Source organism: Pandoraea sp. B-6 (genome assembly GCF_000282835.1).
GTDB lineage: Bacteria > Pseudomonadota > Gammaproteobacteria > Burkholderiales > Burkholderiaceae > Pandoraea > Pandoraea cepalis.
Genome location: NZ_KB290503.1, coordinates 35,966 through 55,350, shown reverse-complemented (window position 1 = coordinate 55,350; position 19,385 = coordinate 35,966). Strand labels below are relative to the sequence as shown.

22 protein-coding genes are annotated in these 19,385 nt (G+C 63.3%); 11 read left to right on the top strand and 11 right to left on the bottom strand.

Annotated elements, in window-relative coordinates; genetic code table 11:
• Positions 1 to 98: 98 nt before the first annotated feature.
• The 3 genes from A985_RS0107440 to dut all read left to right on the top strand — a co-directional run bounded on the left by A985_RS0107440 (position 99) and on the right by dut (position 2,943).
• Positions 99 to 1,319, top strand: coding sequence for an MFS transporter (locus A985_RS0107440; RefSeq protein ID WP_083902226.1), 1,221 nt, complete (start codon positions 99 to 101; stop codon positions 1,317 to 1,319).
• Positions 1,320 to 1,375: 56 nt separating this feature from the next.
• A complete protein-coding gene (locus tag A985_RS0107435; protein WP_017232772.1) occupies positions 1,376 to 2,410 on the top strand; it encodes an LLM class flavin-dependent oxidoreductase in 1,035 nt (344 codons plus the stop codon).
• Between the two features lie 86 nt (positions 2,411 to 2,496).
• Positions 2,497 to 2,943, top strand: coding sequence for a dUTP diphosphatase (gene dut, locus A985_RS0107430; protein WP_017232771.1), 447 nt, complete (start codon positions 2,497 to 2,499; stop codon positions 2,941 to 2,943).
• A gap of 91 nt (positions 2,944 to 3,034) precedes the next feature.
• Here dut and clpA read toward each other — a convergent pair whose 3' ends face one another.
• Positions 3,035 to 5,332 carry an ATP-dependent Clp protease ATP-binding subunit ClpA gene (gene clpA, locus A985_RS0107425; protein WP_017232770.1) on the bottom strand — a complete coding sequence of 766 codons (2,298 nt, stop codon included), beginning with the start codon at positions 5,330 to 5,332 and terminating at the stop codon, positions 3,035 to 3,037.
• The gene (gene clpS, locus A985_RS0107420) at positions 5,329 to 5,643 is read right to left on the bottom strand and encodes an ATP-dependent Clp protease adapter ClpS (RefSeq protein WP_010807118.1); all 315 of its coding nucleotides are present in this window, start codon (positions 5,641 to 5,643) and stop codon (positions 5,329 to 5,331) included. Before clpS ends, clpA begins: the two co-directional genes overlap by 4 nt.
• A gap of 438 nt (positions 5,644 to 6,081) precedes the next feature.
• Here clpS and cspD point away from each other — a divergent pair, with 438 nt between their 5' ends.
• Positions 6,082 to 6,288: a cold shock domain-containing protein CspD gene (gene cspD, locus A985_RS0107415; RefSeq protein WP_017232769.1), complete on the top strand. Its 207-nt coding sequence runs from the start codon at positions 6,082 to 6,084 to the stop codon at positions 6,286 to 6,288.
• 593 nt (positions 6,289 to 6,881) lie between these two features.
• Here the strand turns inward: cspD and A985_RS0107410 are convergent.
• From A985_RS0107410 to A985_RS0107395, 4 genes are all read right to left on the bottom strand, one after another.
• Entirely contained in the window at positions 6,882 to 7,196 is a 315-nt protein-coding gene (locus A985_RS0107410) for a non-heme iron oxygenase ferredoxin subunit (RefSeq protein ID WP_017232768.1), read from the bottom strand.
• Between the two features lie 13 nt (positions 7,197 to 7,209).
• Complete coding sequence (locus tag A985_RS0107405) at positions 7,210 to 7,683, bottom strand: aromatic-ring-hydroxylating dioxygenase subunit beta (RefSeq protein WP_017232767.1); 474 nt, start codon at positions 7,681 to 7,683, stop codon at positions 7,210 to 7,212.
• Between the two features lie 12 nt (positions 7,684 to 7,695).
• Positions 7,696 to 8,985, bottom strand: a complete 1,290-nt coding sequence (locus A985_RS0107400; protein WP_017232766.1) for an aromatic ring-hydroxylating dioxygenase subunit alpha — start codon at positions 8,983 to 8,985, stop codon at positions 7,696 to 7,698.
• A 74-nt stretch (positions 8,986 to 9,059) separates the two neighbouring features.
• The gene (locus tag A985_RS0107395; RefSeq protein ID WP_017232765.1) at positions 9,060 to 10,151 is read right to left on the bottom strand and encodes an FAD-binding oxidoreductase; all 1,092 of its coding nucleotides are present in this window, start codon (positions 10,149 to 10,151) and stop codon (positions 9,060 to 9,062) included.
• 166 nt (positions 10,152 to 10,317) lie between these two features.
• Between A985_RS0107395 and A985_RS0107390 the strand changes: the two genes are divergently transcribed.
• Entirely contained in the window at positions 10,318 to 11,229 is a 912-nt protein-coding gene (locus A985_RS0107390; protein ID WP_017232764.1) for a LysR family transcriptional regulator, read from the top strand.
• Positions 11,230 to 11,256: 27 nt separating this feature from the next.
• Here A985_RS0107390 and A985_RS0107385 read toward each other — a convergent pair whose 3' ends face one another.
• On the bottom strand, positions 11,257 to 12,000 hold the full coding sequence (locus tag A985_RS0107385) for an SDR family oxidoreductase (RefSeq protein WP_017232763.1): 744 nt from the start codon (positions 11,998 to 12,000) through the stop codon (positions 11,257 to 11,259).
• 108 nt (positions 12,001 to 12,108) lie between these two features.
• On the opposite strand from A985_RS0107385, the gene A985_RS0107380 reads away from it, so the two are divergent.
• Together A985_RS0107380 and A985_RS0107375 are read left to right on the top strand one after the other, a co-directional pair.
• Positions 12,109 to 13,032 (top strand): LysR family transcriptional regulator, encoded by a 924-nt coding sequence (locus A985_RS0107380; protein WP_017232762.1) that lies wholly within the window; start codon positions 12,109 to 12,111, stop codon positions 13,030 to 13,032.
• 220 nt (positions 13,033 to 13,252) lie between these two features.
• Positions 13,253 to 13,681, top strand: a complete 429-nt coding sequence (locus A985_RS0107375) for a hypothetical protein (RefSeq protein WP_017232761.1) — start codon at positions 13,253 to 13,255, stop codon at positions 13,679 to 13,681.
• A 74-nt stretch (positions 13,682 to 13,755) separates the two neighbouring features.
• Here the strand turns inward: A985_RS0107375 and icd are convergent, their stop codons facing one another.
• Complete coding sequence (gene icd / locus A985_RS0107370; protein WP_017232760.1) at positions 13,756 to 15,009, bottom strand: NADP-dependent isocitrate dehydrogenase; 1,254 nt, start codon at positions 15,007 to 15,009, stop codon at positions 13,756 to 13,758.
• 283 nt (positions 15,010 to 15,292) lie between these two features.
• Here icd and A985_RS24560 point away from each other — a divergent pair, with 283 nt between their 5' ends.
• From A985_RS24560 to A985_RS0107350, 4 genes are all read left to right on the top strand, one after another.
• Complete coding sequence (locus A985_RS24560; RefSeq protein WP_017232759.1) at positions 15,293 to 15,883, top strand: pseudouridine synthase; 591 nt, start codon at positions 15,293 to 15,295, stop codon at positions 15,881 to 15,883.
• A gap of 50 nt (positions 15,884 to 15,933) precedes the next feature.
• Positions 15,934 to 16,200, top strand: coding sequence for a hypothetical protein (locus A985_RS24555; protein ID WP_017232758.1), 267 nt, complete (start codon positions 15,934 to 15,936; stop codon positions 16,198 to 16,200).
• A 127-nt stretch (positions 16,201 to 16,327) separates the two neighbouring features.
• The gene (locus A985_RS0107355; RefSeq protein WP_017232757.1) at positions 16,328 to 16,537 is read left to right on the top strand and encodes a hypothetical protein; all 210 of its coding nucleotides are present in this window, start codon (positions 16,328 to 16,330) and stop codon (positions 16,535 to 16,537) included.
• Between the two features lie 136 nt (positions 16,538 to 16,673).
• Positions 16,674 to 17,153, top strand: coding sequence for a DUF192 domain-containing protein (locus A985_RS0107350; RefSeq protein ID WP_017232756.1), 480 nt, complete (start codon positions 16,674 to 16,676; stop codon positions 17,151 to 17,153).
• A 15-nt stretch (positions 17,154 to 17,168) separates the two neighbouring features.
• Here the strand turns inward: A985_RS0107350 and A985_RS24550 are convergent, their stop codons facing one another.
• From A985_RS24550 to A985_RS28505, 3 genes are all read right to left on the bottom strand, one after another.
• Positions 17,169 to 17,762, bottom strand: a complete 594-nt coding sequence (locus tag A985_RS24550; RefSeq protein ID WP_232424548.1) for an HD-GYP domain-containing protein — start codon at positions 17,760 to 17,762, stop codon at positions 17,169 to 17,171.
• Between the two features lie 378 nt (positions 17,763 to 18,140).
• Complete coding sequence (gene sodB / locus A985_RS0107340) at positions 18,141 to 18,719, bottom strand: superoxide dismutase [Fe] (RefSeq protein ID WP_017232754.1); 579 nt, start codon at positions 18,717 to 18,719, stop codon at positions 18,141 to 18,143.
• Positions 18,720 to 18,922: 203 nt separating this feature from the next.
• A partial coding sequence (locus tag A985_RS28505) for an exodeoxyribonuclease VII large subunit (RefSeq protein WP_039830016.1) occupies positions 18,923 to 19,385 on the bottom strand: 463 nt, incomplete at its 5' end.

Below are 19,385 nucleotides of genomic sequence, written 5' to 3'. Positions count from 1 at the left end.
GACTGGCGGCAACGCTCGACGTCACGGCCTCAGCACCGCGGCCCTTCGGCCCTTCCGCCGTCGGCCCTCGAAGGCCATCGCAAACAATAACAAGCCCAATGACGCAACCTCCTACCTCCGCGCGGCCCGCCGTCAGTGTCTACGGGACCCTGAGCATGCTCGCCGCAATCATGTTCTTCGGTTTCATGACGATCGGCATGCCGCTGCCCGTACTGCCGGTCTACGTGCACGAAACGCTCGGCTACGGCGCCTTCGTGGTGGGCGTGACCATCGGCATCCAGTCGGTCGTCACATTGCTGCTGCGCTCCTACGCCGGACGCACCGTCGACACCCGCGGCCCGCGCCGCGCCGTGCTGACCGGCCTGTGCGGCTGCGGCGTGGCGGGCGTGCTCTATCTGGCGGCGTCGATGGTGCCGCACCCGGCACTTGCGCTGGGCATTCTCATCGCGGGACGCGTTGTGCTCGGCTTCGGCGAAAGCCTGATCCTGACCGGCGGCATGTCGTGGGGCATCGGCCTGCTCGGCGCCGCCCACGCCAGCAAGGCGATTTCGTGGCAAGGCGTGTCCATGTACACGGCGATCGCCATCGGTGCCCCGTTCGGGGCCTACCTGCTGCAATCGGCCGGCTTTACGGCGGTCTCGCTGGTGAACATCGCGCTGCCCGCCATCGCGTTCGCGATCGCGCTGCGTCTGCCAGCAGCCGCGCCCATTGGCGGGAATCGCTTGCCGTTCTTCCGTGTGGTGGGACTGGTATGGCGCCCGGGACTGGCCATGACGCTGGGCAGCATCGGCTATGCCGTCATTGCCGCGTTCATCACGCTGTACTATGCGAGCCACGGCTGGTCGGGTGCCGCGTTCGCGCTCACGCTCTATAGCGCATGCTTTATCGGCATACGGATCGTGCTCGCGCACGCCGTCGATCGATTCGGCGGACGCCGCGTGGCTATGGCCTCGCTCGTGTTCAGCGCCATCGGCCAGTTCCTGCTGTGGGGCGCGGTGAACCCGGACATGGCCCTCGTGGGCGCCGGACTCACCGGCGTGGGCTTCTCGCTGGTCTTCCCGGCCCTCGGCGTGGAGGCGCTGCGTCAGGTCCCGCCGCAGAACCGCGGCGCGGCGCTGGCGGCCTACTCGGCATTCTTCGATCTGGCGCTTGGGCTGATCGGTCCGATGGCCGGTCTCGTCGCCAACTATTTCGGCTATGCCTCGATCTTCCTGTGCGGTGCCCTCGGCGGCATCGTCGCGATTCTCATGATTGCGCGCCTGCCGCACGCAGGCCCGGTCGCGACACCGGCGGATTCGTCCGCCGGCAGCGGCCACTGATTCCGCACCACGACGACGTCGATGGCCCGACGCCATCGACTTGGAGCCTCGAATTCATGACGACTACGGCCGCGGCACGCATCAAGCTGTCGATCCTCGATCAAACTCCCGTAATTCACGGCCACAGTGTGGCGGACGCCATCGCAGCGACCGTGGAACTGGCGCAGGCCGCCGACGACCTGGGCTACACGCGCTACTGGTGCGCGGAGCATCACGGATTGCGTGGTGTGGCCAATCCGGCACCGGAGGTCATGATCGCCCGGCTCGCCAGCGTGACGAAGCACCTGCGGGTCGGCTCGGGCGGCGTCATGCTGCCGTACTACAGCCCGTTCAAGTTGGCCGAGCAATTTCTGACGCTCGAGGCGTTGTTTCCGAATCGCATCGACCTTGGCGTCGGACGTGCCCCCGGCGGCGACATGCGCACGGCGCGCGCCGTGGCGAAAGGGCCGTACGACGCCGGCGAGCACTTCCCGCAACAGGTGGCAGAGCTGGCCGGCCTATTCAACGACACGCTGGCCGACGATCACCCATACCGCGACGTGCTGCTGCAGCCGGCGGTGGCAACACGCCCCGAGCTGTGGGTACTGGGCTCGAGCGAGTTCGGTGGCCTGCTTGCCGCGCAGCTCGGTCTGCGCTACTGCTTCGCCCACTTCATCAATGCCCATGATGGCCATCGCGTTACGCAGGCGTACCGCGAGCGCTTCACGCCGGGCGCGCCGCGCAAACCCTATTGCGCCGTGGCGCTCTTCGTCATCTGTGCCGATACCGACGCCGAGGCCGAAGCCCTGGAGGCCGGCGTAGACCTTCGGCGCGTGCAGATGGCTTACGGCATGAACGAGCCGATTCCGAGCCTTGAGCAAGGCGCGCAGGCCATGGCACAGTATCGTGAGCGGGAGTTGTCCGTGATCGCGCGCGAGAAGCCGCGTAGTATCATCGGCACCCCAGAGCGCGTGACTGAACGCGTGTTGGCGTTGCAGGAACAGTTCGAGGCCGACGAAATTGTCGTGTTGACCGTGGCCGGCAGTTATCGCGCCCGGCTGCGCTCACATGAACTGCTCGCGCAAGCGTTTTCGTTGCGCAGCGCCGACTGACGGGCACCGGAGACGCGCCCGCCTGTGCGCGAAGCGTCCCTGGCCGCATTTTTCGACAGCCATCCCTCATCCAACGCCATACGACCATGAACCTCGACGTCAAGATTCTCGACGAACGCCTGCGCTCGCAGTTGCCCGCCTATGCCACGCCGGGCAGTGCCGGGCTCGATCTCCGGGCGTGCCTCGACACACCGATGACCATTGAACCGGGACAGACGGTGCTCGTGCCGACGGGGCTGGCGATTCATCTGTCCGATCCCGGCTACGCTGCGTTGATCCTGCCGCGCTCGGGCCTCGGCCACAAACACGGCATCGTGCTTGGCAATCTAGTGGGACTGATCGACTCGGATTACCAGGGCCAATTGATGGTCTCGACCTGGAACCGGGGTCATGTGCCGTTCGTGCTGAATCCGTTCGAGCGTCTGGCGCAACTGGTGATCGTGCCGGTCGTGCAGGCCACGTTCAACCTCGTCGACGCGTTCCCCGAGAGCGATCGCGGCGCGGGCGGTTTCGGCAGCACCGGCAAGCACTGACGCCACGCGGCGGCGGCGCGACCCGGCCGACGAGGACCACGAAAAAGCGCCGCATGAAGCGGCGCTTTTTCATTGGGCGATGCCGTGACGATTACTCGACTTCGGCCGCTTCCGGTTCGGCACGGGCGTTGCCATCCTGCGGGAACGACAGTTGTACCTGATCGTGCTCATCCAGATTCACGGTGACGCGCCCGCCGCTGGTCAGACGCCCGAACAGCAATTCGTCGGCCAGCGCACGACGGATCGTGTCCTGGATCAAACGCTGCATCGGACGCGCACCCATCAGCGGATCGAAGCCCTTCTTCGCCAGGAACGCGCGCAGCTTGTCGGTGAAGACCACTTCGACCTTCTTCTCGTGCAACTGGTCTTCGAGCTGGATGAGGAACTTGTCGACCACGCGCAGGATGATCTGTTCGTCGAGCGGCTTGAAGCTGATGATCGCGTCCAGACGGTTGCGGAACTCCGGCGTGAACATGCGCTTGATGTCGGCCATTTCATCGCCGGCCTGACGCTCGTTCGTGAAACCGATGCTCGCGCGGTTGATCGTCTCCGCGCCCGCATTCGTCGTCATGATGACGATGACGTTACGGAAATCCGCCTTGCGACCGTTGTTGTCGGTGAGCGTGCCGTGGTCCATCACCTGGAGCAGCACGTTGAAGATGTCCGGGTGCGCCTTCTCGATTTCGTCGAGCAGCAGCACGCAATGGGGCTTCTTCGTGACGGCTTCGGTGAGTAGCCCGCCCTGATCGAACCCCACATACCCCGGGGGCGCGCCAATCAGACGACTCACCGCGTGACGTTCCATGTACTCCGACATATCGAAGCGGATCAGCTCGATGCCCAGCGTGAAGGCGAGCTGCTTCGCGACTTCGGTCTTGCCGACACCGGTCGGGCCCGAGAACAGGAACGCGCCGATCGGCTTGTCCGTCTTGCCCAGCCCGGCGCGCGACATCTTGATTGCGGCCGACAAGGCGTCGATGGCCGGGTCCTGCCCGAACACCACGCTCTTGAGGTCGCGGTCGAGCGTCTGGAGCTTGCCGCGGTCATCGGCCGACACGCTCTGCGCCGGAATGCGCGCAATCTTCGACACGATGTCCTCGATCTCGCCCTTGCCGATCGTCTTCTTCTGCTTGGACTTCGGCAGAATGCGCTGGGCGGCGCCGGCTTCGTCGATCACGTCGATGGCCTTGTCAGGCAGGTGACGGTCGGTGATGAACTTGGCGGACAGCTCGGCCGCGGCCGACAGTGCACTCGACGAGTACTTCACGCCGTGGTGCTCTTCGAAACGCGACTTCAGCCCGCGCAGGATCTGCACGGTCTGCTCGACGGTCGGCTCGTTCACATCGATCTTCTGGAAACGACGCGACAACGCGGCGTCCTTTTCGAAAATGCCGCGATACTCGGTGAAGGTCGTGGCGCCGATGCACTTGAGCTGCCCCGACGACAACGCCGGCTTGAGCAGGTTCGAGGCGTCGAGCGTGCCGCCCGACGCGGCGCCCGCGCCAATCAGCGTATGAATCTCGTCGATGAACAGGATCGCGTTGTTGCGCTCCTTGAGTTCCTTGAGCACCGCCTTCAGGCGTTGCTCGAAGTCACCGCGATACTTCGTGCCGGCGAGCAATGCGCCCATGTCGAGCGAGTAGACAGTGGCGTCCTGCAGGATCTCGGGCACTTCGCCGCGCGTCACGCGCCAGGCGAGGCCTTCTGCGATGGCTGTCTTGCCCACGCCGGCTTCGCCGACGAGCAGCGGGTTGTTCTTGCGGCGGCGGCACAGCACCTGCACCACGCGCTCGACTTCCGCCTCGCGCCCGATGAGCGGATCGATCTTGCCGTCGCGCGCCAGCTGGTTGAGGTTCTGGGTGTACTGCGCGAGCGGGCTCTCCTTGGCGTTCGCCCCCTCTTCCCCTTCGGCACTGCCTTCGCCGGCCTTGGCCGACTCGCCGGGCGCGCCCGTCTTGGTAATGCCGTGAGAGATGAAATTGACGACATCCAGACGCGTCACGCCCTGCTGCTGCAGGTAGTAGACCGCGTGGGAGTCCTTTTCACCGAAGATGGCGACCAGCACGTTGGCGCCCGTCACTTCCTTCTTGCCGTTGGAAGTCGATTGCACGTGCATGATGGCGCGTTGAATCACGCGCTGGAACCCGAGCGTGGGCTGTGTGTCGACCTCGTCGCTACCCGGCACCGTCGGCGTATTGTCGGCGATGAAGTTGCGCAGGTTCTGCCGTAAATCCTCAAGATTTGCGGCGCAGGCGCGCAACACTTCGGCAGCGGTCGGGTTATCCAACAGGGCGAGCAACAGGTGCTCGACCGTGATGAATTCGTGTCTTGCCTGGCGCGCTTCCATAAACGCCATGTGCAGGCTGACTTCCAATTCCTGGGCAATCATGCTTCCTCCATCACGCACTGCAGCGGGTGCCCGGACTGCCTTGCATGGCTAACAACTTGCTCAACTTTGGTCGCCGCGACGTCGCGCGTAAAGACCCCACAAACTCCCCTGCCCTCTCGGTGAACCTTGAGCATGATCTGCGTGGCAGACTCCCGGTCCTTATTGAAATATTCCTGAATGACCATCACCACGAATTCCATCGGGGTGAAATCGTCGTTCAACAGTACCACCTTGTACATCGATGGCGGCTTGAGCTGTTGCTCCTGCCGCTCCTGTACGGTGTCGTCATGCGTTGTCGGTAAGGTTGCCATACGTGGATTCTAAACAACTCCCGGGTTCAGCAAGCCATCGGCGTCCCGATTGCCGCCTGCCGTCCGGTCGTCCACCGGAATGCCAACACTCGTCGTTCCGCGCGTTGTCCAGCAAGGCGCCGCAGCCCCGACCACCGGGGCGTGCCACACCCATATGAGTCAGCTTAACCCAAATTTCAAGGGCGTGTCTCCGCAGGCCCGGCGCACGCACAAGCATCAGGGTAAAACCTGATCGAGCACAACTTCTATCGTTCAAAAAGGGCTTGACACTATTGGTAGTTAGCGAAAACAATCAACGTGGCGCTTTTCCTCAATAAGGGTTTTAAAAGAAAAGATGCCTGGGTGAGCCTAAGAAGCCGCCGCCAGCCGGCGGGATTTTCAGATGTGCTCGTTGTTGCGGTGATATGTAGTAGTCGTAATTGTTCAGGGGAAGTTCGTATGGCAACCGGTACGGTCAAATGGTTTAACGACGCCAAGGGTTTTGGATTCATCACGCCGGATGAGGGTGGCGAAGATCTGTTCGCGCACTTCTCGGCTATTCAGATGAACGGCTTCAAGACCCTCAAGGAAGGTCAAAAGGTGCAGTTCGAGGTCGTTCAAGGCCCGAAGGGCAAGCAGGCTTCGAACATTCAGGCGCCCGCCTGAGGTAGCGCCGCTCGTCGTATTGAAGACCCGGCTCCGGCCGGGTTTTTTATTGCGTCGCAACAATGCAACACGCACCGGTGAATTTTGCAGTTCGCTTTGCGAATATCAAAACCGACGCCGCATTCCACTCCGGCCCGGCAGCTTTTTGAAACGCGATGGCGTTTAATCCATTTGCTACCTGGCTTCATCGATATATTCCGCTCCCAAATTAAAATGGGACCGGACATTGTTGCTCTGCGGAAACCCATTACGCATTCGATCAATTTGACTCGGCATTCCTATGCAGCCGGCCGGTCAACCACGACTCAATCGTCGCGAGTTAAGTATCGGAATGAACGGGTTGTTTAAGGACTGTGCAAACCGAATCCGTGACAGCTATGCGACTCACGCATGAATATTATTTGTTTCATGCAAAATAAAAATGCAACAAATGATACTTCGCCATGTGCACATCGCTCCCCACCGTAGCGTTGACCGGCGGCCCCGCCGCGGAAATGCGACGGGCCGCCCCGAACCCTCTCAAGTTCGATAGGCGGCCCGTGCAGTCGTGTTGCCCCTAGGCGGGGCAACCCACCGGTCTCACGGCAAAAGCGTTAGCTCAGATCGACGTAGACCTTATCGGCCTCGATGCGAATCGGATAGCGCCTCACTGCTGCGGTGAGCGGCGCGCACATCGCTGCGCCGGTTCGCACGTCGAATTTCCCCTGATGCAGGGGGCACTCGATCTCGTGCCCGTCGAGAAAGCCGTCGCACAGGCGGGCGTTTCCGTGTGTGCAGGCGTTGTCCGTGGCATACACCTCGCCGTCCACGCCGTACAGGGCAATCTCCCGTCCGCCCACGATCACGCCGATCACGTCGTCCTCGGGAATGGCGTCGCGCGACGCCGCCTCAATCCAGTTGCCGCTCATCGTGTGCCTCGCTTCAGATCGGATAGATCAGCGAGTTGGGAATCATCTCGCTGTCGAAAATGCATTGGCGGGACGCGAATTTCCATCCGTCGCCCGTTCGTTTGACGACGTCCAGATAGCGCCCGACCGACAGAATGTCGGTGAGCTGATCCGGCTTCGTCCGAAATACGGCGTAGTTGGCCTCGACCTGGAGCGTGTCGTCGTCGCGTCGCCGAATGGCCGGCAGTCCGATCACGTGGCGCTGGTAGTAAGGGTCGTGGAACAGCGTGTCGCGAATGCCATAGATGCGATCGCGCAGCATGCCGCGGCTCTCGAACGACAGGGTCGCCAGCGGCAGGCCCATCTCGAAATTCTCGCGCGGCTGAATGCGATACACGCAGTCATCCAGGAAGAAGGCGGGCCAGGCATCCCACTGCTGCGTGTCGAGCGCCGCCGCATAAGCGGCGTTGAGGTCGATCACGGCCTGAAACGTTGCAAAATCCACCATCGCGTCGTCTCCTCAAACGCCCATGACGCGGCGCCAATAGGCGTACATGCCGCGAATCAGGGTTTCCGTCACCATGTGTTCCGTGTTCTCCACCCCTGTGCCGCCCAACTCGGCGAGGGCGCGGTGCCAGGGCTTCTGCGCGAAACCTTCCTGCGAGCACTCGATGGCCTCGCCGTCGTCGGCCGACACAAAGCCGGCCGGGCCGAACAGATTGGCCTGACGCAAACGGCGCTGCGTCATTTCCTCGGTGTCGTCTTCGAAACCGAAATGCGTCCAGACGAAGTCGAACGCATCGTGGCCGCGCGGCTGGATGTGACGCGTCGAGACCGAGTTGACTTGTTGCTGCAGAATCACGCTGGGGAAAAGCGTCATGAGCACGGCCGTCGGCCCCTTCCACCAGTCTTCCTGCACGATGTCGAGAAAGCGCGTGTCGTTGAGCGACATCGACGCCTTGAAACTCGACACCCCCGAGGTCACTTCCCCGCCACCGCCCTGCCCGCGCGTGGACACCATCGCGGCATGACGCCCGTGCTCGTCCATCACCAGACGCGATTTGTTATCCGCGCGCCACAACCCGAACGTGACGAACCACGTGTGCAAGAGACCTGGGTGGTAGGGGTCCTTGATGTTCTCCTGCATCAGCTTCCAGTTCCCCGGGATGCGCTGCTTGTTGTAGCCGAGCAGTTTGAGCTTTCGCCCGTTGAACAGTCGATCGAAGTAGGCGCAGATCTCCGGCCCGAGAAAGTTCTCGAGGGATTCGATGTCGTGATCGAATGACGCGAAAATCACGCCGCCGCGCGTGGCGACCTTGAGCCGGGTGAGGCCGTGATCTTCCGGCTTGAAATCCTTCGGCATGCCGCCGTTGATCTTGCCGTCCTGCTTCACGCCGCGCCGGAACGGCACGCCCTGCAGATTGCCCTTCAGGTCGTAGTTCCACTGGTGATATGGGCAGTGGAAGTCCGTGCGGTTGCCGCGCTTTTCGCGACAGAACTTCATGCCACGATGCGCGCAGACGTTTTCGACGACGTTGATGTCCCCCGCGGCATCTCGCGTCACGATGACGGAGCGCTCACCGATCACCGTGCGCTTGAAATCGCCCGGATTCGGCACTTCGGCTTCCAGCCCGACGTAGTTCCAGTGGTTGCGGTAGAAGCAGGCGTCCAGCTCGCGCCGATACAGTTCTGCGTCCGTATAGACGCGAAAGGGGATGCGGCTCGAGCCCTCGGCGGGCCAGACATCCGACGGCTGCGCGCCGGCGCACGGCGCCGGGTCGAACTCGGCAGTCTGCGGTGTGGTACTCATGATCGTCTCCTGAGGGGGATGCGGGAAAGACCGGGAACGCGCCAGTGCGCTGCTGGCGGGAACTTCACCGGCCGTCATGCCACCTTCGCGTAAAACGCGTCGGCATAGATATGGGCGGCATCAACACCGCGCTCGCGCAGCAGCCGGGTGGCGGCGTCGACCATCGGCGGCGCGCCGCACAAATAGGCGCGCCAGCCCGAGAGCGCATCGGGGCCGACGTAATCGGCAGCGAGCGCGTGCGTGACATGCCCCAGGCGGAATCCCGGATTCGGTGCGTCGGGTGCGATGGGTGTGATGGGTGCGCCCGGAGCGTCGGTCGTCGTCACGACATGCAGGCGAATGCCGTCGTGACGCGACGCGAGTTCGCGCAGCCACGTAAGGCCATACACGTCCGCCGGCGAGCGCGCGCCGACATAAATGTCGATGCGGTTGGTCATGCCACGGGCGAGCGCCCCGCGCACGATCGACAGCACCGGCGCCAGGCCGGTGCCGCCGGCGACGCAAAGCATCGGCCCGTCGTGCCGCGTGCGCAGATACGACGTGCCAAGCGGGCCCGATACCCGCACGGCATCGCCGACCTTGAGCTGTTCGTCGACATAGCCGGTCACGGCCCCTCCGGGCACCCGGCGGATGTGAAATTCGAGCGTGTCGTCGGCATCGAGTCCGGCCATGGAATATGGCCGGATATGCGCGGGGGTGAATTGCAGCGTGGCGTACTGACCGGGCGAAAAACTGAGCGGCTTCGCCGTCGTGAGCACCAGGCGCTTGATGTCGTGGGTCAGTGGTTCGATCGCGAGCACCGTCGCCTTGAGAATTTTCGCGGGATGCACGACGACTTCATCGACATCCGGCAAGGCGATCTCGCAGTCGCCGTGGACGGTCGACTGGCACGCGAGCACGTAACGCGCAGGGGATGCCGTGCGCCCCGCCCGCCCCGCCAGACCATCGCCATCGCCATCGCCATCGCCATCGCCATCGTGATGACGATATTCGACGCCTTCGGCTTCGCGCACGGCCCCCGAAACGACGCGACAGCGGCAGGTGCCGCAGCGTCCGGACAGGCAACTGTACGACATCGGGATCTGACGATCGGTGAGGGCTTTGAGCAAATTGTCGCCGGGCGCGACCTCGAAGCGTTCGCCGAGTGGCTGCACGTGAACTTGCATGGGGAGGGTCTCCGTTCTGACGGCACCCGCCTCGGGCACCGCGCGTGGCGTTTGGACGCCGTTTGCAAGAAGCATCTCGCAAGCCGCGTTATAAACCAATAGAATTCAGGTTATATGTCCTATAAATCTCAGTGATTTAACTGAGCATCGAGACGCGTTCCTTCCCATGGACCTGCATTCCGTCGACCTGAACCTGCTGGTGGTCTTCCAGCATCTGTACAACGCGCGACGCGTGTCTCGCGTGGCAGAGACGCTTGGCGTGACGCAACCCGCGATCAGCAATTCGCTCGCGCGCCTGCGCAAGTTGTTCAACGACGAATTGTTCATCCGCACCTCGCGCGGCATGCTGCCGACCCCGATGGCCATCGAACTGGCCGAACCGGTCGCCGCGGCGCTGGATGCGCTGCACGGGGTCTTCAATCGTCAGCTCGCCTTCGATCCGGCAACGAGCCAGCGCGCGTTTCAAATCGCCATGACGGACATCGGAGAAGTGCACTTCCTGCCCAGGCTCATGCACGCGCTTGGCGAGCGGGCACCGGGCATTACGATCAGCACGGTGCGCAATACGGCGGTCAACTTGCAGGAGGAGATGGCGGCGGGTCAGGTGGATCTCGCCGTGGGGCATCTGCCGGATCTGACGACGGAGTTTTTCCAGCGGCGTCTGTTTCGGCAGAAGTATGTGTGCATGTTTCGCCCCGGGCATCCGCTCGACCGACCGGCGACGGCGAGGATGGCGCGCGAGGATTTCGAGCACGCCGAGCAGGTAATGGTGGTCGCCGCCGGCACCGGGCACGGCCGGGTCGACGATTTCATGGCGCGCGCTCACGTACAGCGCAACATCCGGCTGCGCGTGCCGCACTTCGTCGCGCTCGCCGACATTCTGCACGCCACGGATCTCATCGCCACGGTGACGGAGAAGTTTGCCCAGCGCAGCGCGCAGCACTTCGGCTTGCGTTACGTCGACCATCCGCTGGACCTACCGGACGTCCAGATCAACCTGTTCTGGCACGCGCGCTATCACCGCGAACCGGCAAGCCAGTGGATGCGCGCGCTCCTGTTCGAGCTGTTCTCGGAGTGAGGCGGCGAGCTGCCGCCCCGTTCCGAATCACGCGTTGAAACCGCCATCGATGGTCAGGCTGGCACCCGTCACGAAACCCGCCTCGTCGCTGGCGACATAAGCCACCATCGCTGCGATTTCCTCGGGATGCGCATGACGCTTGAGCGCCATCAGGTCGTGCATGGTCGCCGCGAAATCCCCGGTGGCGGGATTCATGTCGGTATTCGTCGGGCCCGGCTGCACGTTGTTGACCGTAATGCCGCGCGGTCCAAGGTCACGCGCCATGCCCTTGACCAGGCCGACCAGTGCCGCCTTGCTCATTGCATACGTCGCGGCGCCCGCAAACGGCATGCGCTCCGCGTTGCACGAGCCGATATTGATGATGCGACCGCCCTCGCCCATGTGCGCAAGTACCGCCTTCGAGGCCACGAACACAGCGCGCACGTTCACATCGAGCATGCGGTCGAATTCCTCCAGCGCAAGGTCGGCCACCGATGCCATCGAAAACACGCCGGCATTGTTCACCAGAATGTCGATCTTGCCGAGCGCGTGGGCGGCATCGTTGATTGCCTGGGTCAGGGCGGTGGCGTCTGCTGCATCCACATGCAAGGCCATGGCACGCCCGCCGGACGCCTGAATGCGCTCGACCAGATCCTGCGCCGCGGCCTTCGATCCCTTGTACGTGAACGCAACCGTGGCACCACCGTGCGCGAGCCGCTGCACGATCGCCGCGCCGATACCGCGCGAGCCGCCTGTCACGAAAGCTACCTTGCCTCGAAAGTTCGTTGCCATCTCATTGCTCCATTCGGTTAAGAGGTGAAGCCAGTATCGCGAGCAAATTACACCTCAACTAGACCATAATCCCTATCATCACTTTCAACCCCAGGGAATAGATGAACGATGGACGCCTTGCATCTGATCGAATCATTCGTCCTGAGTGCGCGTGCGGGCAGTTTCTCGGCGGCCGCGCGACGACTGGGGATGACCCCTGCAGCGGTGAGCAAGAATGTGGCGCGGCTGGAGGGGCAGCTCGGCTTGCGGCTGTTTCACCGCAGTACTCGCAGCCTGACACTGACGGCGGGCGGCGAGCGATTCCTGCTGGACGTCGATGGCCCGTTCGCGGCCCTGAACGACGCCTTTTCACGCGCCGCCGAGCGCGAAGGCACCCCGTCCGGGATCCTCAAGGTGAGCGTGGCCCACGCCTTCGGCCGCCAGTATCTCGTGCCGCTGCTGGGTGACTTTCTTGCCCGCTATCCGGATGTCGTGCCGGATTGGCGATTCGACAACCGGGGCGTGGACGTGGTGAGCGAGGGCTTCGACGCCGCGATAGGCGGCGGCATCGAACTCACCCCCGGCGTCATCGCCCGGCGCCTGGCACCGACGTACGCCGTGATTTGCGCGTCGGCCGACTATATGCGCGCGCGTCAGGTACCGGGGCATCCCGCCGAACTCGCGACGTTCGACGCGATCGTCCGGCGCTCCGGAACGTCGGGCCGGCTGCGCGCATGGGATTTGCGAAACGCCATCGGTGAGCGAGTCAACGTCGAGGCGCGAACCCGCATGATTTTCGACGACCCGGAGGCAATGGCGCACGCCGTCACGCTGGGCTATGGCGTGGCGTTGCTACCGATGCCGCATGCCGCGCCCCTACTCGCGTCCGGTCGAATTCAACGGCTGTTGCCGGGCTGGTTCGAGGAATACGGCGGGGTGTCCATCTACTATTCGAACAAGAAACAGCTGCCACTGCGGACACGCGTGTTCGTGGATCACGTTGTCCACGCGTTCGAAGCCCAACGCCTAGCCGCGTATTTCGACGGGCGGTGAGTGGCCTCGACAGCATCGCTCCCCCGTGCGCATTGCGACCAACCATGCGTGAGGCTACCGAGTCGAAGACCGAGCGGGTCGCGCGGATCGGCGCGCTGCGCGCCCGTCCCTTGCGTTACGCGTACGCATGCACTGTAATGAAAGCGTTGTGCCGACGACTTGTGCGGGCAAGGAGAACGCCCACGTGTCGGCCACAAAAGGGGGGGTTGGGAGGTCCGGCATGGACACCACGACGACCGCATGGCGAGTCATGGTACTCGTCGCGTGCCTGCTGACGGCGGGCGCGGCGCATGCACAGTCAGCGTATCCTCCGCCGACCCTCGCGGTAAGCGTGGGCGTCGGCGAGAAGGTGGCGATCTGGGTACAACCCAACTTCAGTGTGCTGTGCCGCTCGTTGGGCCAGCCGACGTTCGAACTCGACTCGACGCCCGCACTCGGTAAAGTCACGCCGGAATGGATCGACTATGTGGTTCCGGACGGACAACGCTGCGAGACGATGCATTTTCCCGGCATGGTCGTCTGGTATCAGGCGGGATCGTCGCCGGGCACGGACACCGTCGTCTGGACCGTCGGTTTTCCGCGCGAACTGACGAGCCGTGTGCCAAGCACCGGCGACCACCGCGTGAGCACCACCGTCGTCGTGCACTAGGCCGAGCGCTCCCGGACGGAAGCGTCGGCGTTGCCAAACGAGCGGCGGCAAATCAGCGGCAACCCCGTGGCGCGTCACATGTTGGCGATCATCACGTTGCCGAAGCCCGAGCACGACACCTGCGTCGCCCCTTCCATCAGGCGGGCAAAGTCATAGGTCACCTGCTTCGACAGGATCGACTTTTCCATCGACGCGATGATCAGATCCGCCGCTTCCGTCCAGCCCATGTGCCGCAGCATCATCTCGGCCGAGAGAATCTCCGATCCAGGATTCACGTAGTCCTTGCCCGCGTACTTCGGCGCCGTGCCGTGCGTCGCTTCGAACATCGCAACCGAGTCGGACAGGTTCGCCCCCGGGGCGATTCCGATGCCCCCCACCTGCGCGGCGAGCGCATCGGAGATGTAGTCGCCGTTCAGGTTGAGCGTGGCGATCACGTCGTACTCTGCGGGGCGCAACAGAATCTGTTGCAGGAATGCATCCGCGATCGAGTCCTTGATCGTGATCTCCTTGCCCGTCTTGGGGTTCTTCAGTTTGCACCACGGACCGCCGTCGATCTCCATCGCGCCGAATTCGTTCTTGGCGAGCGCGTATCCCCAATCGCGGAATCCGCCCTCGGTGAACTTCATGATGTTGCCTTTGTGAACGATCGTCACCGAGTCGCGATTGTTGTCGATCGCGTACTGAATCGCCTTGCGCACCAGTCGCTCGGTACCCTCGCGCGAGACCGGCTTGATGCCGATCCCCGACGTCTGCGGAAAGCGGATCTTGGTCACGCCCATCTCGTCCTGCAAGAAGGCAATCAGTTTTTTCGCGCCGGCCGATTCCGCCTCCCACTCGATGCCCGCGTAGATGTCCTCGGAGTTCTCGCGGAAGATCACCATGTCGATCTTCTCGGGATGACGCACCGGCGACGGTACGCCCTTGAAGTACTGCACCGGACGCAGACACACATAAAGGTCCAGCTGCTGGCGCAACGCGACGTTGAGCGATCGAATGCCACCGCCCACGGGGGTGGTCAGCGGCCCCTTGATCGATACTACGTAGTCCTTGACAACCTGGAGCGTTTCATCGGGCAGCCATACATCCGGTCCGTAAACGCGCGTCGATTTCTCGCCGGCATAGACTTCCATCCAATGGATCTTGCGCTTCTCGCCGTACGCTTTGGCCACTGCCGCGTCGACGACCTTGAGCATCACCGGCGTAATATCCACGCCGGTGCCGTCGCCCTCGATGTACGGGATGATCGGATTGTCGGGCACGTTCAGGGAGAAATCCTGGTTGACCGTGATCTTCTCGCCTGCCGGGACCTTGATGTGCTGATACGACATGGTGGGCTCCAATGGGATGAATCGGACTGTGCGCGTCAAACGGGGCGAAGGATGCCACCGCTCGCCGCATTACGGCTTTATTGTAGTCACAGCGTTGTAGGGCGCGTTGACGCAAATCAAGTCTTATATAAGACATAAGACTGACGATCTCGATTATGCATTAACATGACGGGGCTGACCAGCGCCGTACGCGCTCGGCGGGCGTAGCGCCATGGGGTCGAGCCCGGGTCGAGCGCCGATCGCGCCCGACGGCATCGGCAACTTCCGATTTTCTTCCCTTGGTATGACACTTCTCGCACTCAACAAGCCCTTCGGCACGATCTGCCAGTTTTCGCCGCATCCGACACGTCCCACGCTCGCCGAGTGCGTGACGCGCCCGGGCGTCTATCCGGCCGGACGGCTCGACGCCGACAGCGAGGGACTCCTGCTGCTCACCGACGACGGTCGTCTGCAGGCCCGCATCGCGGAGCCGGAACGCAAATTGCCAAAGACGTATTGGGCGCAGGTCGAGGGCGAGTACGACGAGGCGGCCGTCGCACGTCTGCGCGCCGGCCTCGATCTGGGCGACTTCGTCACGCTGCCGTGCGAAGCACGCGAGATCGCCGAGCCCGCCCAGCTCTGGCCACGCCCCCCGCCGATCCGCTATCGCGCCAGCATCCCGACCCACTGGCTGGAAATCTCGCTCGTCGAAGGCAAGAACCGCCAGGTCAGACGCATGACCGCCGCCGTCGGCAAACCGACGCTGCGACTGGTTCGCATTGCGATCGGCCCGGTTGACGTCTTTTCGTTGAAGCTTGTCCCGGGACAATGGTGCGAGTTGCCGCAACAAATACTTACACTTCCCGGTCAACGAAGCCGTCGTTCACCTCGTTGAGGGAACAGGTGCGCAACATACGCACCACTCAGAAACGAGGAAACCAAGTCATGAAGAAACTGCTGCTTGCACTGACCGCCGGGCTGATCGTGTCCGGCGCCGCGATGGCCCAACAATCGGCGCCGGCCACGGCGCCCGTCGCACCGGCGGCACCCGCAGCAGCGGCGCCCGCGATGTCGGCACCGGCGGCCGATCGCGCAGCCCCCGCGAAAATGGCCCCCAAACACAAGAAGCATCACTACAAGAAGCATCACTACAAGAAGTATCACCACAAGAAGCCGGCCACCAAGCAACCGGCCGTCGGTAACAAGCCGTAATACGTTTCACCGAAAAAATCCGCGAGCGGGTTGTCAACCGATGTCCTGAACGGACGTTATAGGAAGTGACTCACTTCGCGGGTCAACGAGTACATCACCCCAACATCGAGCTCCAACGAGGAATCTCATGAAAAAACTGATCGCTGCCCTGGTCGCTGGCCTGTTCGCAACGGGCGTGTTCGCCCAAGCTTCGGCTCCGGCCGCTGACGCTGCTGCTCCGGCTGCCGCTACGAAGCCGGCTGCCAAGTCGACCCACAAGAAGGCCCACAAGAAGTCGCACAAGAAGGCGGCCAAGAAGGCTGCTGCTGCCGAAGCTCCGGCTGCTGCCAGCAAGTAAGTACCACGTCGCGCAGCCTCGCTGCGCAACGCATGGTAATAAGCAGGTTGCTCACGCAGCCTGCTTTTTTTTCGCCCGGCGGCTACAATGGCTCGCCACGTACCTGACGTTCCCCCGATCTTTCCAGGAGCCGTTTGTGATCCGGATTCCACGTCAACTGGCCGCGCTCGCCGCCAGCGCCACATTTGCCGCTACCGCCGCCGTCCTGGCAATCGCGCCGGCCAGCGCCTCGGCACAAATCAAGCAGGCCGGGCAGTTCCCGACCGTTCAGCTCTCCGCCGGCATGTATCTCATCAAGGCCGAGGTCGCCGCCAACGAGGCCGACCGCGAACAGGGTCTGATGTATCGCACGACGATGCCCGCCAACGCCGGCATGCTCTTCGTGTTCGAACAACGCGCCGGTCACTGCTTCTGGATGAAGAACACCGATCTGCCACTGTCGATCGCGTTCCTGGCCGACGACGGCACGATCGTCAACATCGAAGACATGGCGCCGCAGACCGAGGACAATCATTGCCCGCGCGCCGCCGTGCGTTACGCGCTGGAAATGAATCAAGGCTGGTTCAAAAGCAAACACATCGGCCCCGGCGCAAAGATCTCCGGCCTGCCGCGCTGAATGATGGCGTTGCGCTCAGTACGCGCCGCTCGATAGCCGCAACGCCGGTCCGAGCGAGCGCTCGAGAAAACGATCCAGCAGCCATGGATCGAAGTGACGCCCGCGCTCCGCGAGCATCGCCTCGACGATCTGCGCGGGACTGAGTGCCGCGCGATACGGACGGTGACTCGCGAGCGCGTCGAACACATCGACCAGCGCTACGATCCGTCCCGCCAGGGGAATACGATTTCCCGACAGCGCACCCGGATAGCCACCGCCGTCGTAACGCTCGTGATGCGTGCGGGCGACCGTCGCGGCCAACGCGCAGGCTGCGCCGCCGAGCGTGCTCAGTATGTCGGCTCCTGATTGCGGATGCATGCGCATCACGCGAATCTCATCGGGCGTCAGCTTGCCCGGCTTTTCCAATATCGCGTTCGGAACACACAGCTTGCCGGTGTCGTGCAGCGCGGCGGCGAGCCCGAGGGCCTGCGCCTCGACCGCTGGGATCCCCAACGCTTGGGCGAAACGCCAGGTGAGCGCGCCGACACGCCACATGTGGGTCGCGGTGCCGCCGCGCTTATGTTCGGCCAACCGGAAGAGTGCCCACGCTGCGGGCGGCAGGCTGCGCATGAGACGGGCGTCTGCGAGCCAGTGGCGGTGCGAGTGGGGTTGTGTGCGGTCGTGCGAGGCGTCGCGACCGGTCGCTGCCCGCGAGGCATCGCGGGTGCAAGACGCGCTCGCCACGGGGATGGCGTGCGTTGGCGCAGGGTCGGGCATACATTGTTCGGTGAGTTTGAAACGCATACTCTAACGACGCGCAGATCCGCAAATATTGATTGCCATCAAGCCCAGGGCAGATGCCTACAGTCTGGCAACCGCAGTAAAAAGAAAGCCCACCGCGAGCGGTGGGCTTTCTTTTTGCCGGTGACGCCGGACGCTCGGGTCGGGCGCCTGACGTCACCTCGTTGGCACGTTGCCGACGTCGACCGGCAACGTCCGGGGCCTCGATTACGCGAAGTTCTTTGCGGCGAAGTCCCAGTTGACCAGGTTCCAGAATGCCTCGACGAACTTCGGACGGGCATTGCGGTAGTCGATGTAGTACGCGTGTTCCCACACGTCGATCGTGATCAGCGGCTTGTCCGCGCCGGTCAGCGGCGTGGCGGCGTTGCTGGTGTTGACGATGTCGACCGACCCGTCGGCCTTCTTCACAAGCCACGTCCAGCCCGAACCGAAGTTGCCGACGGCCGACTTCGAGAAGGTTTCCTTGAACGCGTCGAACGAGCCGAACTTGGCGTCGATGGCCTTGGCCAGATCGCCCGACGGCGCACCGCCGCCCTTCGGCGACAGCGTGTTCCAGAAGAAGGTGTGGTTCCACACCTGCGCCGCGTTGTTGAACACGCCGCCCGACGACTTCTTGATGATGTCTTCGAGGCTGGCGCTTTCGAATTCGGTGCCCTTGATCAGGTTGTTCAAGTTGGTCACATAGGCTTGGTGATGCTTGCCGTAGTGATACTCCATCGTTTCCTTGGAGATGGTCGGCGCGAGTGCGTCGATGGCGTACGGCAGTTCAGGGAGCTTGTGTTCCATGGCGATTGTCCTTTGTGCTCTGAGGGGAACCCGATTTTGCGTTATCCGGAGCCATCGATTCTAGGGCAGATGCGATAACCCCGCAAACCGCACGGTTACTCGCCGGGCCGCACCGGGTGGCTGCAACGCGACGATTGCTGGCCAATACCGCCTGATCGACGCATGATGCCCGCGATTGCCCCGGATTGCCGTACCAAGCCCCGCTAAAAAGTATCGTCTAGCCTGACCTGAACATCACCAATACCCACATCGGCCGCGCCGTCGGCCAGATGCATCGTCACGTGCTGGCCGCGCTGGAGTTTGCGGGGGTCGCGCAACGGCTGTCCCTTGGCGTCGAGCACGGCGGCATAACCGCGCTGCAGCGTGCGGCGCGGGTTGAGCAGCTCGAGTTGCGCCGTGGCATCGGCCAGCCGTTGTACCGAGCGCTCCGTGCGGCGTGACATCGCGTTTTGCAGGCGCTGCGAGAGGAGCACAACGCGCTCGTGTTGCGGGGCGATGCCGGGCACGGCACGCGTCAGACGCAGGCGCAGCATTTCGAAGCGGCCGCGGCGCTGGGCCAACGGGCGCTCAAGCGCGTGACGCAACCGATCGGCCAAGTGCGCCAGTTCGCCCCGCTGGCGCGCCAGACGCTCGCGCGGCGACACCAGCGCGCGCGACACACTGTCG